12 protein-coding genes and 1 other annotated feature are annotated in these 16990 nt (G+C 37.2%); of the genes, 1 reads left to right on the top strand and 11 read right to left on the bottom strand.

The annotated features are described in order from the left end of the window. Positions 1-11: 11 nt before the first annotated feature. The 3 genes from KQI83_RS03940 to KQI83_RS03930 form a co-directional block, all read right to left on the bottom strand. A complete protein-coding gene (locus KQI83_RS03940) occupies positions 12-2927 on the bottom strand; it encodes an insulinase family protein (protein WP_216554891.1) in 2916 nt (971 codons plus the stop codon). 221 nt (positions 2928-3148) lie between these two features. Continuing rightward, positions 3149-3352 (bottom strand): cold-shock protein, encoded by a 204-nt coding sequence (locus KQI83_RS03935; RefSeq protein ID WP_216554889.1) that lies wholly within the window; start codon positions 3350-3352, stop codon positions 3149-3151. 133 nt (positions 3353-3485) lie between these two features. Beyond that, positions 3486-4412 (bottom strand): mechanosensitive ion channel family protein, encoded by a 927-nt coding sequence (locus tag KQI83_RS03930; RefSeq protein ID WP_216554886.1) that lies wholly within the window; start codon positions 4410-4412, stop codon positions 3486-3488. Positions 4413-4539: 127 nt separating this feature from the next. Here KQI83_RS03930 and KQI83_RS03925 point away from each other — a divergent pair, with 127 nt between their 5' ends. Further along, a complete protein-coding gene (locus KQI83_RS03925) occupies positions 4540-5808 on the top strand; it encodes an HD domain-containing protein (RefSeq protein WP_216554884.1) in 1269 nt (422 codons plus the stop codon). A gap of 63 nt (positions 5809-5871) precedes the next feature. On the opposite strand, the gene KQI83_RS03920 is transcribed toward KQI83_RS03925, so the two are convergent. The 8 genes from KQI83_RS03920 to KQI83_RS03885 form a co-directional block, all read right to left on the bottom strand. Then, positions 5872-7035: a phosphoglycerate dehydrogenase gene (locus KQI83_RS03920; RefSeq protein WP_216554882.1), complete on the bottom strand. Its 1164-nt coding sequence runs from the start codon at positions 7033-7035 to the stop codon at positions 5872-5874. 1 nt (position 7036) lies between these two features. Continuing rightward, the gene (serC, locus tag KQI83_RS03915) at positions 7037-8116 is read right to left on the bottom strand and encodes a 3-phosphoserine/phosphohydroxythreonine transaminase (protein ID WP_216554880.1); all 1080 of its coding nucleotides are present in this window, start codon (positions 8114-8116) and stop codon (positions 7037-7039) included. A gap of 39 nt (positions 8117-8155) precedes the next feature. Continuing rightward, complete coding sequence (ilvB, locus tag KQI83_RS03910) at positions 8156-9838, bottom strand: biosynthetic-type acetolactate synthase large subunit (protein ID WP_216554879.1); 1683 nt, start codon at positions 9836-9838, stop codon at positions 8156-8158. A 29-nt stretch (positions 9839-9867) separates the two neighbouring features. Further along, entirely contained in the window at positions 9868-10971 is a 1104-nt protein-coding gene (gene leuB, locus KQI83_RS03905) for a 3-isopropylmalate dehydrogenase (protein ID WP_216554878.1), read from the bottom strand. Between the two features lie 223 nt (positions 10972-11194). Further along, positions 11195-12220 (bottom strand): tRNA preQ1(34) S-adenosylmethionine ribosyltransferase-isomerase QueA, encoded by a 1026-nt coding sequence (queA, locus tag KQI83_RS03900; protein WP_216554877.1) that lies wholly within the window; start codon positions 12218-12220, stop codon positions 11195-11197. Continuing rightward, on the bottom strand, positions 12220-14640 hold the full coding sequence (gene pheT / locus KQI83_RS03895; RefSeq protein WP_216554876.1) for a phenylalanine--tRNA ligase subunit beta: 2421 nt from the start codon (positions 14638-14640) through the stop codon (positions 12220-12222). The genes queA and pheT overlap by 1 nt, the downstream gene beginning before the upstream one ends. A 13-nt stretch (positions 14641-14653) precedes the next feature. Further along, entirely contained in the window at positions 14654-15673 is a 1020-nt protein-coding gene (pheS, locus tag KQI83_RS03890) for a phenylalanine--tRNA ligase subunit alpha (RefSeq protein ID WP_216554875.1), read from the bottom strand. Between the two features lie 208 nt (positions 15674-15881). After that, positions 15882-16114, bottom strand: a binding site (T-box leader). Positions 16115-16164: 50 nt separating this feature from the next. Next, a complete protein-coding gene (locus tag KQI83_RS03885; protein ID WP_216554874.1) occupies positions 16165-16986 on the bottom strand; it encodes a YihY/virulence factor BrkB family protein in 822 nt (273 codons plus the stop codon). Positions 16987-16990 lie beyond the last annotated feature (4 nt).

Below are 16990 nucleotides of genomic sequence, written 5' to 3'. Positions count from 1 at the left end.
TCCCTTAATCCTTAATACAGATTCTTCAATTCTTTGAACAATCCTTTTTCTTCCTTGAGTTTTTCTTCATTTCCAATAACGCAAAGTGCATCTTCCTTTAAAATTGCCTCCACAATGCCTGCAAGCTCACGAATATCTTCCTGTGTTGCATTTAAAATCTGCTGACGCTCTTTTTGTATCATTTCATAAGTCACTCCGGTTAAATATGCTGTAGCACTTCTTCCGGTCTTTCCTGCCGGTGTCAATGGCGTGTCTACATCACTGAAGGTTCCTATGATATACTTTGTCATATCCTTTTCTTCTACGGTGAAGTTCTTAAGGTATTCCGGAACTCCTTCATATATCTCATTGGTCTTTGAAAGATTCGGATCACGATAGGAAGTGAAATATCCATCTCCTTTACGCGTAAATCCGCTCATGCAACCATATGCTCCACCTTTTACTCTTACATTAATCCAAAGATAATCATAACTTAATAAGACTTTTAAGATGCGGAGTGCACCAGTATATTCATAGCCTGCCTTCTTAAAGTTACCGGCTCTGGAAACATACTGTACCTGAGAGGCATCCATAAATCCTTCATTCTTCTTTTCTAACTGCATCGGTTCTGCTTTCACATCAGAGGTTTTTTCATGCAAAATTGTTTTTACCGTTGGAATTTCCTTTTCTAATAATTCCAATCCTTCCTTCTGTGCTCCTGCGCTAATCATAAGATTATCTTTACGGAACATATAGCCAGCAAGTGTTTCTAAATTCTTGCTTAATTCCTCTTTCTTTTCTTCAAAATGTTCTTCTAAATCTTTAATCAACTGATAGAATTCTATTCCTTCTGTCATATCACTGTATTTTCCCGAAACAGAAAAATATGACATTGCTCGCATTGCGGATATGGAGTGACCTGCACTGCTCATTCCCATCTGCAATCTGGACTTTAACTGTGCTAAAATCTCATAGAGTCGATCTTGCTGTCTATAGTTGCTACCGGACAATATTTCACGAATAATTGCTATTGTCTTTGGAATTTCTTTATACAGTGTCTTCGCCTTTATCTCATATTTTAAGCTAACGTTTCCCTTTTCCACATGAGCATAGGAACCAATATTAGAAAAGATTCCACCTGTATAAAGATTGATTTCATTTGCAAGCTCCGGGAATGTATAGTGCTCTGTATCTACATAACCAAGTACTGCTTTCATCAATCCCATATAAGGAATTAAATGAGCCGGAATATCTGTCACATCAAACATCAGGCTAAAGTAAGCAATTCCATTGGTGTCGATATCATGGCATAACATCAATGTATCATCCACATAATTTTCACGGATATATAACTTTTCTGCATCCTTTTTAATATCCTTTCTTGTTAAGGTTGGAATCTTATCTAAGTCTTCCGTTGCAGAAGGTTCTTCCTGATATTTTTTCAAATGATGTGTGAAATCTACAATTTCCTGCTGTTCTTCTTTACTTAACGAATTTTTATATGCCTCTAATTTTTCAGCAAGTTTTTCTTCTTTTTGTGCATTCAATCCATACTGCGGCTCTACAATTACTACGGCTGCATGGTTATTGTCTAATAAATATTTTTGTACCAACTGTTCAAAATAATCTGTTTCTACCTGCTTTTTCAAAAACTCAATAACATCTAGTTCTTGCAAATGTAAGAATGGTTGTTTTTCATCATAAATCCAACTATCCAAACACTTAATTCCCATCAACAATCCCTTTGGAAATTGTCCAAAATCAGCCTCACGATATTTGAACTCAAAGCTATTAATTCCTGCAAGTAAGGACTTCTTATTGATACCGTTCTTCACCTGTTCTTCTAATACTTTGCGAATAATTCCAAGAAACTCTTCCTTTTTCTCCAAATTACTGTTCTTTGCTACAATAGAAAACATTGGCTGCAATGTATAATTGTCATAGGATGCCATAATGTCTTTTCCGATTCCGGCATCTAACAAAGCCTGTTTTAATGGTGCTCCCGGCGCACTTAATAATGCGTAATCTAAAATATCAAATGCCACATACAATTTCTTATCTAAAATCGTTCCTGTACTTACATTATAAGAAAGATAAGTATTATCTTCTAAAGATTCTCCGCTTGCAATGTTGTAAGGAATTTTCACTTCTTTTACACTCTCAAATGGTTCCTGCCACTTAATGTTAGAATCCACCTCAATAGTATCGTACTTTCCAAGATATTCCTGATCCATCCAATTCAATTTTTCTTCCATATCCATGTTTCCATACAAATAGATATAGGAATTGCATGGATGATAATATTTCTTATGAAACGCCAAGAATTTTTCATAGGAAAGGCTTGGTATTACATCTGGATCTCCACCTGACTCATAAAAGTAAGAAGTATCCGGATAAAGTGTACTTAAAATCTCTCTGCTCAGCACTTCTTCCGGTGATGAAAATGCACCTTTCATCTCATTGTATACTACACCATTGATGGTAAGTGGTGCATTAATATCTTCCATTTCATAGTGCCAGCCCTCCTGACAAAATATTTCTTTATGTTCTGCGATATTTGGATAAAATACTGCATCCATGTATACTTCTACCAGATTCTGAAAATCCTTGTCATTGCAGCTTGCTACCGGATAAATTGTTTTGTCCGGATAAGTCATAGCATTTAAGAATGTATTTAGGGAACTTTTTACCAATTCTACAAATGGGTCTTTTACCGGATATTTTTTAGAACCACACAAAACAGAATGTTCCAAAATGTGTGCTGCTCCGGTGCTATCTAAAGATGGTGTACGAAATCCTATATAAAACACCTTATTTTCATCATCATTTTCAATCAGACTGATTCTTGCTCCGCTTTTCTTGTGCCGCAATAAATAGCCCTTTGAATTAATATCTTTTAAATCGGTTGTTTCAATCAATTCATATGCTTTGCAATTTTCTAAATTCATAATTTCCGTCCTTTTTCTTTTCTATTATTCTTTCCATTTATCATTCAATTATAGCACGATATTCTTATCACGTCATACTATTTTTTATTAACTATTTTTATATCGTAGGAAATAGCGCACTACATAAAAGTACAAAGGTATGAAAGAGTCAACAAGCAGACTCTTTCTTCCATGCAAAAGGCTGCTCTTATGAGCAGCCTTGGTTCTTCATTTATTTGAAATTAAGCGATACGTCTTACATTTGAAGCCTGTGGTCCTTTGTCGCCTTCTACTACTTCAAACTCAACTTTTTCTCCGTCTTTCAATTCCTTGAATCCGTCCATAACTAATGCGGAAAAATGTACAAATACATCATTTCCTTCTGCATCAGAAATAAATCCGTAACCCTTCTTTGCATTAAACCATTTTACTGTTCCCTGTTGCATGAAACACTTCCTCCTAAATACATAAAAAATATCTGTGGCTTGTACTTACCACATATTTAAGGTTAGCATATTTTACCATAGATGTCAACGAAAACAGTCTTTGTTTTGTGCTATTTTTTATCATTTATGTATGTTATTGCATCTTTGTAACAGAAACATTCAACTGATTAAATGGTATTTCAATTCCGGCTTCTTCCAGTTTTTCTTTCATGCTCTCTATTAAACGCCATCTTGCAGGCCAATACTCTTCTGACTTCACCCATACACGGCATCCTATCTTTACACTACTATCTTCTAATGCTTCCACAAATACATTCACTTCTTCAGTTGCAACTCGAGCCGGTTCTTGTAAAAACAATTCTTGCAACACCGCTTTCGCCTTTTTGATGTCTGCGTCATAAGAAATTCCTACAAACAAATCTAACCTGCGCTTTTCCTGTTTTGTTACATTGGTAAGACTGGCATTTGCTAACACTCCATTTGGAATAACAATTACTTTATTATCGACAGTTAAAAGTTTTGTGTAGAAAATCATAATCTCCGAAACAGTTCCCTCATTATTATGAGTGTCTTCTATAATATAATCTCCTACTTTAAATGGCTTAAATATGAGAATTAGCACACCTCCTGCAAAGTTAGATAAACTTCCCTGTAATGCAAGTCCGATAGTAAGTCCTGCCGAACCTAATACTGCCACAACAGAGGTAGTTTCTATTCCCAACTGATTTACCACAATAATTACCAATATAAAATACAGGGCAACTTTCGTACAAGAATCTAAAAATTGTCGCACTCCTTTATCCACACTGGAACGTTCCAGTGCTTTTCGTAAAACCTTTCGTATCCACTTAATAATCTTACCGCCGATAAAATAAATTATTATAGCAATTACTACTCGCAAAGCAAATCCCAGCAATCCCGGCACTAAACTCTCCAAATAAGATTTTAACACTCCCGGCTGGGCTATTTTTTCCAATTCTTGCAATTCCGATGCTTCCTGACTTTTCGCCAATATATTTCCTGTATGATATATCCAATTTGCACTTATCCAACTCAACATGGCTTTGCTCCTTTTTTTCTATTTGTGCCCTTATGGTATCATAGATTATTTTTCTGTGCAACCTTCGTTCATTGACACTTTATTCCAAATTCACTATAATATTAATAACTTATGGAGGTGAGTACAAATGGAAACATCAACAATTAATATTACTGACATTATCTGTCAGGCATATCATTATATTGACCCTCGCTTAAACAGCCATGGAGAACGTGTGGCTTATATTCTTATGGAAATGTTTAAGGACAAGTCTCAATTTTCCCCTCAGGAAAAACAGAATATTTTTATGCTTGGATTACTTCACGACATTGGTGCATATAAAGAGGCTGAAATAGATTCCATGCTTTCTTTTAATCAGAATGATTCTTTGGAACATTCTGTATTTGGCTATCTTCTTTTTCAGACTTTTTCTCCTTTAAAGGAATATGCAAATGTTATTTTGTATCACCATCACTGTAATGCTCAGTATTATTCTGTCCCTATCAGTGATTATCATCGTAAACTTGCGCGCATTTTGTATTTAGCAGACAGAATTGACATCTTTTGTCAATTTAATGACTCCAGACATTTACTTCCATTTTTGGAAGGGTACCGAGACTCTATCTTTGCTTCAAGTGATATTCAGTGGTTTCAAAACGCAGATAGTGCTTATCACATTTTAGATGCATTGCATTCCGGAAGTTATCGGAATGAACTCTCCAAGTACATGGCAACTCTGACTCTTACAGAAGCTGAAATACATGATTTTCTTCTTCTATTTATTTTTGCCATAGATTTTCGCAGCGAATACTCTGCACTTCATACTGCTTATGCTGTGCAGATAAGTCAAAAACTGGCAAAAGAACTTCATTTTTCCGGCACCTCCTGCAAAATTGCAGAGTTGTCTGCCTTACTGCATAATATCGGTAAGATTTCTCTTCCTTCTTTTGCCAAAAGCTCGAAGGACTATGATGCCTATTTAAAAAACATTTACAGTGACTCTACGCAGGAAATTACCAAAAAAATCTTAACAGGAAATGTACAGGAACCAATCCTTGAAACGATACATCAATCCTTTTCCATCCTGGACCATTGGAAGCAGGAGAAACCTTTGAACTTTTCTCCTACACCTGTTGCTGAGGTTGTGGCTTTATCCTGCTTTTTAAGCAATACTCTGTCCCTTGATTCCGACCTTGATATGGCACACCACGAATCGCTACTTTCTTTTTTACATAATAAATATCGTAATTGTGCCATGAGCGATAAAATTCTTTCTTCCTTAGAACGGCAATACCAGCAAGTAATTCATGAAGTAAAGATTTCCTGTTCTTCTTTATCTAACACTTACAAACATATGATGAATGAATATCATTCCCTCAACGTGGTACTTCTTCATTACAATCAAAAATATCTCTAATATGTGCAAAAAAGCCGTATGTTTCAATAATCCGAAACATACGGCTTTTCTATGTATTAATTACTATTTTACAACTCTTACTTTTAATACACCTTCAATTGCCTTTAACTGTTCTACAGCAGCATCTGTTACTGGAGAATCAATATCCAATAAAGAATATGCATAGTCACCACGGCTCTTGTTGGTCATATCAGAAATATTGATATTATTGTTTTCCATTACTGCGGTATACTTACTAATCATACCTTTGATATTCTTATGAAGCACAGCTACACGACCTGCGGTTTCACAGGTTCCCATATCACAATTTGGGTAGTTTACGGAATTACGGATATTTCCGTTTTCTAAGAAGTCTCTTAACTCTTTTACTGCCATAACTGCGCAGTTATCTTCAGATTCTTCTGTAGATGCTCCTAAATGAGGGATTACAATACAACCTTCCTGTCCTGCTGTTGTTGGATTAGCGAAGTCAGATACATATTTCTTTACTTTTCCAGCTTTGATTGCCTTTAAAACAGCTTCTTCATCTACTAATAAATCTCTTGCAAAGTTCAGAAGTACTACGCCTTCTTTCATCTGTGCAACAGCTTCTTCATTTATCATCTTTTTAGTATTATCCATCAATGGTACATGAATAGTGATATAATCACATTCACGATAAATTTCTTCTACTACATTGATGTGTTTTACATTACGGGAAAGATTCCATGCTGCATTTACAGAAATAAATGGATCATATCCATAAACTTCCATACCTAAATGAGTTGCTGCATTTGCTACCTTAACACCGATTGCTCCAAGACCGATAACACCAAGTTTCTTTCCTGCGATTTCACGTCCTGCAAATGCTTTCTTTGCCTTTTCTGCATCTTTTCCAACTGTTTCGCTGTCTTTATTTTCCAATACCCAGTTAATACCACCAATGATATCACGAGATGCTAAAAGCATACCTGCAAATACTAACTCTTTTACGCCGTTTGCATTTGCACCTGGTGTATTAAATACAACGATTCCTGCGTCTGCGCATTTTTCTAACGGAATATTATTAACACCTGCACCTGCTCTTGCTATTGCACAAAGATTTTCTGGCAATTCCAAATCATGCATTGCTGCGCTTCTTACCAAAACAGCCTGTGCATCCTTCATATCTTCTACTTTTTTATAATTTTCGTCAAACAAATCCAAACCTACGTTTGCAATTGGATTTAAACAATGATATTGATACATTTTAGTTCTCCTCTTCAAATTTCTTCATAAATTCAACTAATTTTTCTACGCCTTCTTTTGGCATTGCATTGTAAATGCTTGCACGCATACCGCCAACAGTTCTATGTCCTTTTAAGTTTACAAGTCCTGCTGCTTCTGCTTCTTTTACAAATTTTGCATCTAAATCTTTATCACCGGTTACAAAAGGAACATTCATTAAAGAACGGTCTTCTTTTCTTACAGTTCCTTTGAACATCTTACTCTGGTCTAAGAAATCATAAAGAATCTTTGCTTTTTCTTCATTGCGCTGTTTCATTACTTCCAAACCGCCCATTTTCTTTAACCATTTGAATACTTTACCGCAAATGTAGATACCGTATGCTGGTGGTGTATTGTAAAGGGAGTCTGCATCTGCATGTGTTTTATATTTTAACATAGTTGGTGTTCCAGGAAGTGTATCTTCTGTAATCAAATCCTCTCTCATAATTACAATAACAACACCTGCCGGTCCCACATTCTTCTGAACTCCACCATAAATCACACCGTATTTTGTTACATCTACCGGCTCAGATAAGAAACAGGAGGAAACGTCTGCTACTAAAGTATGACCTTTGGTATTTGGCAATTTCTTATATTTGGTTCCATAAATTGTATTATTTTCACATATATATACATAATCTGCATCTTCTGGAATATCCAAATCTGAGCAATCCGGAATATAAGTAAATGTTTCATCTTCGGAAGATGCTACTTTAACTGCTTCTCCATAAATCTTTGCTTCATTGAATGCTTTTTTTGCCCATTGACCTGTTATGATATAAGCTGCTTTCTTATTCTTCATCAGATTCATTGGAATCATTGCAAACTGCTGGGAAGCTCCACCCTGTAAAAACATTACCTTGTAATTATCAGGAATGTTCATTAATTCGCGTAAGTCTGCTTCTGCTTCTTTAATGATGTTATCGTATACTTTGGAACGATGACTCATTTCCATTACGGACATTCCGCTTCCTTTGTAGTCTAGCATTTCATCTGCTGCTTCTTTCAAGACCTCTTCTGGTAAAACTGCTGGTCCTGCTGAAAAATTGTAAACTCTGCTCATGTTTTTTCCTCCTCAATTTACATTTATGTAAATATTATTTTATTTATCTTGCTTCATATCTTCTTCGCTAAACACTTCACTGATTGCTGCTCCCGGTGCGACCATTGGCCATACCTTATCATCACTATCTATGATACAATCAATCAATACCGGTGTTTTACTAGCTAATGCCTTTTGAAAAGCCTCGTTAAACTCTTCTTGCGTGGTAGCTCGATATCCGGTAGCTCCCATTGCTTCTGCAAGTTTTACAAAATCAACACTATCATTTAGTACTGTTTCTGAATAATGCTGTTCGTAAAATAAGTTCTGCCACTGTCGAACCATTCCCAATACATGGTTATTAATTACAACTTGTATTAATGGTATCTGCTGACGTACTGCTGTTGCGATTTCATTCATATTCATACGGAAACATCCGTCACCTGCAATATTTACTACCTGCTTATCCGGATTGGCTATCTGCGCTCCGATTGCTGCTCCCAGACCATATCCCATGGTTCCCAATCCACCGGAAGTAAGTAATGTTCGTGGTTTGCTATATTTATAGAACTGTGCCGCCCACATCTGATGCTGCCCTACTTCTGTTACCATGATAGCTTCGCCATTTGTGGCTTTGTAAATCTCTTCAATAACATAAGGTCCGCTTAACCCTTCATGGTGATAAGTCAACGGGTATTTTTCTTTATATTCTAATACTTTTGCAATCCATTCATCATGATTTTGCTGCCCAATTCTTTCATTTAATCTGGTAAGAATCTCTTTTACATCGCCAATAACATGGGCATCTGTAATAATGTTCTTATTTACTTCTACCGGATCAATGTCAAACTGCAATATTTTGGCATTACTTGCAAACTTTTTCGCATTTCCGATAACACGGTCACTGAAACGAACACCGATTGCAATTAATAAGTCACATTCGCTCACACCGTAATTAGATGCCTTAGTTCCATGCATTCCAAGCATTCCGGTATACAGCTTATGATTACCATCAAACGCTCCTTTTCCCATCAAGGAATCTGTTACAGGTGCCTGCACCTTTTCAACAAATTCCATTAGTTCCGGACTTGCTCCCGAGATAACAGCTCCTCCACCCACAAATATGTATGGCTTCTTTGCATTCTGAATCATTTCAACTGCTGTCTGTAAATCTTCTTCTGTAATGTCCTTACACAGTCTTGGAATTGGTTCTATCTTGATTGCCTGAAATTCTGTTTTGCTTGCGGTAACATCTTTTGGAATATCTACCAATACCGGTCCCGGTCTTCCTGTCTGCGCAATTTTAAATGCACGCCGAATGGTATCTGCTAACTTATCAATATCTTTTACAATAAAGTTGTGCTTTGTAATTGGTGTTGTAATTCCCACGATATCGATTTCTTGGAAACTGTCCTTACCAAGTAAAGAAACACCTACATTACATGTGATTGCTACCATTGGAACAGAATCCATATAAGCGGTTGCAATTCCGGTTACCAGATTTGTTGCCCCCGGTCCTGAAGTAGCAAGACACACACCGACTTTTCCGGTAGACCGTGCATATCCATCTGCCGCATGGGATGCTCCCTGTTCATGTGATGTTAATACATGTTTTATTTCTTTTTTATGCTTATATAATTCATCATATACATTTAAAATGGCTCCTCCCGGATAACCAAAGACAGTATCCACACCCTGCTCTTTCAAGCATTCTATTACTATTTGTGCTCCTGTCAACTGCATATTAAGACCTCGCTTTCCACGATTAATTTCTATTTTATTCTTTCGGATATGAGACGTCCCATCTCTACGGTACCTACCTGTGTCACTTCTGCGCGTTTTTCTTCTTCCTGCGGCATAATATCAATGGTACGGTATCCTTCTTTTAACACCTGCTTTACTGCATTTTCTACTGCATCTGCCTCTTTATCTAAGTCAAAGGAATAACGAAGCATCATCGCTGCACTTAAAATAGTTGCAATTGGATTGGCAATTCCTTTTCCTGCAATATCCGGTGCTGAACCGCCACTTGGCTCATATAACCCAAACTTGGTATCATTTAAGCTTGCGGAAGATAACATTCCAATAGAACCGGTTACCATACTTGCTTCATCTGATAAAATATCACCGAACATATTCTCTGTTAAAATAACATCAAACTGTTTTGGATCTTTTACTAACTGCATGGCACAGTTATCTACCAACATATGCTCCAAGGTGACTTCCGGATAATCCTTTGCTACTTCCTCTACTACTTTTCTCCATAATCTGGAAGAATCTAATACATTTGCCTTATCTACACTTGTTACCTTTTTTCTACGCTTCATAGCAATATCAAATCCACGCTTTGCAATTCTTCGAATCTCTTTCTCGGTATAGGTAAGTGTATCTACCGCAGTCATTACTCCATTTCGTTCTTCTGTGGTTCTCTCTCCAAAATAAAGGCCTCCGGTAAGCTCACGCATAATCATCATGTCAAATCCATCACCGATGATATCATCTCTTAATGGACACGCTGCCTTTAATTCTTCATATAGGTATGCAGGTCTTAAATTTGCGAATAAGTTTAAGGACTTGCGTAACTTCAAAAGTCCTGCCTCCGGTCTTAATTCCGGTGGTAACTTATACCATGGAGAAGTTGTAGTATTTCCTCCGATAGATCCCATCAATACTGCATCTGCACTTTTTGCCTGTGCAATTGCCTCATCTGTTAACGGTACCCCGGTTGCATCAATGGATACACCACCCATTAAAATCTCATCATAGGAAAACTGATGACCAAATACACTTCCAACTTTATCTAAAACGTTTTTTGCCTCTTGTACAATTTCCGGGCCTATTCCATCCCCTGAAATCACACCTACCTGATAATTCATACTCTATCTTCCTTCCTGATTACTTTAGCATATTAAAGTCTATTAGTATTACTATAGTATATTTATGCAAGAATTTCAACTAAAAAAGACATTTTTCTTTTTCATAACTAATATAACCTATACTTATATATGTTTATTCGTACCATTATCATATGTTATTTTGCAACTTTCTATATATACAAAAACAGGACATTTTACATATCCTGTTTTTGTTCTTCATATATTATTGTATGAACATAGCATCGCCAAAACTGAAGAAACGATACTTTTCTTTTACTGCTGTTTCATAAGCATGCATAATATGCTCTCGCCCCGCCAGGGCTGACACCAGCATAACCAGAGTAGACTCTGGAAGGTGGAAATTTGTAATCAACGCATCCAATACTTTGAACTGATATCCCGGATAAATAAAAATATCAGTCCATCCACTGCATTCTCGCAATGTGCCATCTTCAGCCGCTGCTGACTCAATAGTTCGGCAGCTGGTGGTTCCCACGCAGATTACTCTGCCTCCCTTTTTCTTAGTCTCATTGATAATATCAGCTGCTTCCTGTGTTACCATATAAAATTCAGAATGCATATGGTGATCTTGTACATTTTCTACCTTAACAGGACGGAATGTTCCAAGTCCTACATGCAAAGTGACTTCTGCAATTCTGATTCCCTTTTCCTTGATTTGTTCTAACAATTCCGGTGTAAAATGAAGTCCTGCTGTAGGTGCCGCTGCTGAACCATCATATTTTGCATATACCGTCTGGTAACGATTTTTGTCTTTTAACTGATGTGTAATGTAAGGCGGCAATGGCATTTGACCAAGCTGGTCTAAAATTTCTTCAAAGATTCCCTCATAAGAAAACTGAATCAATCGATTTCCATCTTCTACAACTTCTAATACTTCACCCACCAAAAGTCCTTGTCCAAAAATAATTTTTGTTCCCGGTTTTGCCTTTTTTCCCGGTTTTACCAGGGTTTCCCAAATATCATTTTCTTTTCGTTTTAAAAGAAGTATCTCGATTTTAGCCTGAGTTCCTTCTTTTTCACCAAATAATCTCGCCGGGATGACTTTGGTGTTATTCAACACCAAACAGTCTTCCGGATTCAAATAATTGATAATGTGTTTAAAGTCTGTGTGCTCCATTTCTCCTGTTTCTTTATTCAACACCAAGAGTCTGGAACTGGAACGATCCTCTAAGGGGTCTTGTGCAATCAGTTCCTGGGGCAAGTCATAATAAAAATCTTTAACGTCCATTATTTCCTCAATTCTATTCCCATTTCTTCTAATGCTTTTAATATCTTATTCATTGCCGGTGCATAATCGTTTTCTTCCAATGTCTTATCTTTTGCACGGAAAGTTAAGGAATATGCTACTGACTTGAAGCCTGCACGAATTTGTGCTCCTTCATAAATATCAAACAACTTGTAGCTTTCTAAGTACTTGCCACCCTTTTCGTCAAATACTTTTTCGATATCACCAACCATAATTTCTTTTTTCATTACCATACTGATATCACGAGTTACTGCCGGGAAGTTTGTAATTCCTTCGTACTTACGGTCAAAGCTTGCCATTTCTACAATATAAGGCATATCGATTACAGCTACATATACTCTGTCTTTAATTGCATAATTTTCTGCTACTGTTGGATGCACTTCTCCTAAGTATCCAATCACTTTTCCATCATAAACAATATTTGCCTGTCTTCCCGGATGAAGGAATGTCTTTCCTGCATTTGGATCATAAGTTTCTTTTCCATGAAGTCCTGCACGGTCTAAGAACTCTTCTACTACACCTTTCATTGTAAAGAAATCACCTTCACCGTACATTCCAAGGGTAAACTGCATACGTTCTTCTGGTAATTCTGTTACCGGAACTTGTTTGGGAAGATAAATGTTTCCTAATTCATAAAGACGTACGTCCTTGTTTCTTCTATTATAATTGGTAGAAAGTGAAGTCAGCATACCATTTAAAGAAGTTGTTCGCATGATACTAAAGTCTTCTCCTAATGGATTGGAAATCACTACGGTTTTTCTTAATTCACTGTCTTCCGGCAACAACAACTTATCAAATACCTTAGGACTTTCAAAAGAGTATGTCATTCCCTGACTGAATCCACAGAATTCTGCCACTTCTCTTGCTACGTCTTCTACACGCATCTTAAAGGATTTTTTACCTGCTGTTGCTTCTCCGCTTGGTAAAGTAGTTGGAATATTAGCGTATCCATAGAATCTTGCCACTTCTTCTGCCATGTCTGCCAAACGCTCTAAATCCTGACGCCAGGATGGTACAACTACCTCATCCTTTTCATAATCATAATCTAAATCAATTTTCTTAAAGTAACCAATCATGGTTTCTTTTTCTATGTTTGTTCCTAATAATTTGTTTACCTTATCTGCGTCAAAAGGAATTCTTCTTCCTTCTTTTACTTTTCCGTAAACGTCTACAACACCACCAACAACTTCCCCTGCACCTAACTCTTCGATTAACTGGCAAGCTCGGTTGATTGCATCAATGGCATTGTTTGGATCTAAGCCTTTTTCAAACTTTCCGGATGCATCTGTTCTTAAACCGATTTTCTTACTGGAAAGACGGATGTTCGTTCCATCAAAGCAAGCTGCTTCAAACAACATAGTCTTTACATCGTCTGTAATCATGGAATTTTCTCCACCCATGATACCAGCAATACCGATTGCCTTTTCTCCATCACAAATCATCAATACAGAATCATCCATGGTACGTTCCTGACCATCTAAAGTAACGAATTTTTCTCCCTTAGCTGCACAACGTACATTGATTTCTTTTCCTGCAATGGTATCTAAATCATATGCATGCATTGGCTGACCATATTCTTCCATAACGTAGTTTGTAATATCTACAATATTGTTAATTGGGCGAATTCCCTGAGAAGCCAATCTTCTCTGCATCCATTTTGGTGACGGTGCAATTTTAATATTTTTCACCACTCTTGCACAGTATCTTGGACACAAGTCTGTATCATGCACATTTACCTTGATATAATCTGCTACGTTTTCATTGTTTCCGGTTTCGGTTACCACTGGAGGACAGAACTTCTTATCAAATGTAGCTGCTGCCTCTCTTGCAATTCCAAGGATTCCAAAACAATCCACGCGGTTAGATGTGATTTCGTATTCTACTACGGTATCATCTAGCCCCAATGCATGAATGGCACTTTCTCCTACCACTGCATCATCATCGAAAATATAAATTCCATTTTCCGGTGCTTCCGGATACATTTCTCTGGTTGAACCAAGTTCTTCAATCGAACAAAGCATTCCGTTAGATGGAACTCCTCTTAATTTTCCCTTTTTGATTTTTACGCCGCCAGGTGTTTTCTTACCATCATGTCCGCCTGCAACTCTTCCACCGTCTAATACAACCGGGACTTTCTGTCCTTCTTTTACATTCGGTGCTCCTGTTACAATCTGAATGTTTTCTCCTGTTCCAACATTTACCTGACAAATTACTAATTTATCTGCATCCGGATGCTTTTCAATCTTTTCAATCTGTCCGATTACAATTTTATCCAAATCAGCATCTAACTGTTCATAACTTTCTACTTTAGAACCGGAAAGTGTCATTGCGTCTGTGTATTCCTGTGCTGTCACATCTAAATCCGGCACATATGCTTTTATCCATGATAATGATGTATTCATAATTTCCTCCTACCTAAAACTGTTTTAAGAAACGGTCATCGTTTTCATACAGTAATCTCATATCGTCAATTTCATATTTTAACAATGCAATACGCTCCAAACCTACACCAAAAGCGAAACCAGAATATTCTTCCGGATCAATTCCGCTCATTTCTAATACTCTTGGATGTACCATACCGCAACCTAAAATCTCAATCCAGCCTTCACCCTTACAGAATCGGCATCCCTTGCCACCACATTTAAAGCAGGTAACGTCTACTTCTGCACTTGGCTCTGTAAACGGGAAATGATGTGGACGGAATTTTACCTTAGTATCTTCTCCGAATAATTCTTTTGCAAATTCCTGTAATGTTCCTTTTAAGTCTGCAAAAGTAACGTTTTTATCAATTACCAATCCTTCTATCTGGTGGAAAGATGGGGAATGTGTTGCATCTACTTCATCTGCACGGAATACTCTTCCCGGTGCAATCATACGAATTGGTAATTTTCCTTTTTCCATCTGACGTACCTGTACTGGTGAAGTCTGTGTACGAAGTACGATTTTATCATTTACATAGAAGGTGTCCTGTTCATCCTTAGCCGGGTGATTTGCAGGAATATTCAACGCCTCAAAGTTATAGTAATCATATTCTACTTCCGGTCCTTCTACTACTTCGTATCCCATACCAATGAAAATACGTTCTACTTCCTCTAAGGCAATGGTATTTGGATGACGATGACCTACACGATTTTTCTTTGCCGGAAGGGTAACATCAATTACTTCCTGTTTCAGGCGAATATCACGCTCTGCTGCTTCCATTTTACGTTTTGTTTCTTCTATTAACTTCTCAATGCTTTCTCTTGTTTCATTTACTAACTGTCCTACCTTTGGACGTTCTTCTGCTCGAACATCTTTCATTCCTTTTAATACAGCAGTCAATTCACCTTTTTTTCCAAGGAAGGCAACTCTGACTTCATTTAATTTTTCCAGTCCATCGGAATTTTGAATCTCACGGACTGCGTCTGCTTTGATTTTTTCCAGTTTTTCTTTCATCGCTTTTCTCCTCTAAATTTTAGTGTGATTGTTTCGTTTGGGGGAGCTTTTATTTTCATAAGCAGACCACAGATTATAAAACAATCTGTGGTTCGCGTTGCTCGCCATATGTTCGAAAAGTAAATTGACCGCAAGCGTTCCTTTACTTTTCTCCATCCGGCTCTGCTTATTCCCGCAAAAAAGTCCCTATGTCAGTCTTTTGAACTAACATAGGGACGAAATATTCCGCGGTACCACCCTGCTTCTTAAGAAACAATTCTTAAACTCTTCATTCTGCGTAACGTGCATCTACGTCATATCCTATTCTTACTGTCTTCATTTCAGATATGCAGCTCTGGTGGGAAATTCGATTGCTTTCTTTTCTTAAAAGGACTTCCAGCCGACGATCCTTTCTCTCTGCAAGCAGTGTAGCTCTCTACTAAACACCTTCATTGCCTTTTTCACTCATGGGTATTATTCTAGCACGAGAGAAATAAAAGTGCAAGTATTTTTTACTTTCTCTTCTCCACCCAGCGTTCCTCATAAATATTATTCACCTCTGCTGCTACCAACAGAATATACATTCCAAAATACAGCCAGAGCATTACCAATACAATTGTTGTCAGACTTCCGTACATGGAAAATCCATTGAAGTAATCCACATATACAGATATTCCAAAGGACAATAACGCCCAGCCTACCGCACTCATAATACTTCCCGGCAGTTGGCTTCGTATGGTTGCCTTACGGTTTGGAAGCATCTTATACATCACTGCAAAAAATACGATTAATACCGCTAATAAAATCAAAGAACGCAATCGGATAATTCCACCTGTCATCCCAGATATAAATGGCATGCATTTTAGCAACAGTTTCTGCAAACTATTTCCAAATACCATAAGAACTAAAGAAACTACAATACTAACCAATAGCATCAGTGTATACAAAATTGCCCGAAGGCGTAAAAACAGCCAGTTTCTGGTTTCTTCTATATCATATACCGTATTCAAACCATTCGTTAGATATTGGATTCCCTTTGCAGCGGACCAAATCGCCACTACTGCCGTAACAGACACAATCCCGATAGAATGACTATACATTTCATGGATAATAGAAATCAAAAACGGAGAAATATAAGTTGGCATTACCCTATTTATCATTTCCATTATCATAGATTCTGTTACCGGTGTATACTGCACCAGGGAAATAAACAACATAATAAACGGAATCAATGACATCACAATAAAAAATGCTGCCTGTGATGCGAATGCACTTACATTATCCTTTTGACATTTTTTCCAAAATACTCTCGCACCTGCGATAACTCTCCACATAACT

Source organism: Roseburia sp. MSJ-14 (assembly GCF_018918225.1).
Lineage (GTDB): Bacteria > Bacillota > Clostridia > Lachnospirales > Lachnospiraceae > Petralouisia.
Note: the sequence above shows the minus strand (reverse complement) of the source record. Positions and strands in the feature narration are given on the sequence as shown.

What these genes read in the sequence shown, in the direction of transcription:
- KQI83_RS03920 (WP_216554882.1), bottom strand. Translation starts at nt 7,035, where the DNA reads ATGTATCAATATCATTGTTTAAATCCAATTGCAAACGTAGGTTTGGAT.
- KQI83_RS03925 (WP_216554884.1), top strand. Translation starts at nt 4,540, where the DNA reads ATGGAAACATCAACAATTAATATTACTGACATTATCTGTCAGGCATAT.
- serC (WP_216554880.1), bottom strand. Translation starts at nt 8,116, where the DNA reads ATGAGCAGAGTTTACAATTTTTCAGCAGGACCAGCAGTTTTACCAGAA.
- pheT (WP_216554876.1), bottom strand. Translation starts at nt 14,640, where the DNA reads ATGAATACATCATTATCATGGATAAAAGCATATGTGCCGGATTTAGAT.
- pheS (WP_216554875.1), bottom strand. Translation starts at nt 15,673, where the DNA reads ATGAAAGAAAAACTGGAAAAAATCAAAGCAGACGCAGTCCGTGAGATT.
- ilvB (WP_216554879.1), bottom strand. Translation starts at nt 9,838, where the DNA reads ATGCAGTTGACAGGAGCACAAATAGTAATAGAATGCTTGAAAGAGCAG.
- queA (WP_216554877.1), bottom strand. Translation starts at nt 12,220, where the DNA reads ATGGACGTTAAAGATTTTTATTATGACTTGCCCCAGGAACTGATTGCA.
- KQI83_RS03940 (WP_216554891.1), bottom strand. Translation starts at nt 2,927, where the DNA reads ATGAATTTAGAAAATTGCAAAGCATATGAATTGATTGAAACAACCGAT.
- leuB (WP_216554878.1), bottom strand. Translation starts at nt 10,971, where the DNA reads ATGAATTATCAGGTAGGTGTGATTTCAGGGGATGGAATAGGCCCGGAA.
- KQI83_RS03930 (WP_216554886.1), bottom strand. Translation starts at nt 4,412, where the DNA reads ATGTTGAGTTGGATAAGTGCAAATTGGATATATCATACAGGAAATATA.
- KQI83_RS03885 (WP_216554874.1), bottom strand. Translation starts at nt 16,986, where the DNA reads ATGTGGAGAGTTATCGCAGGTGCGAGAGTATTTTGGAAAAAATGTCAA.
- KQI83_RS03935 (WP_216554889.1), bottom strand. Translation starts at nt 3,352, where the DNA reads ATGCAACAGGGAACAGTAAAATGGTTTAATGCAAAGAAGGGTTACGGA.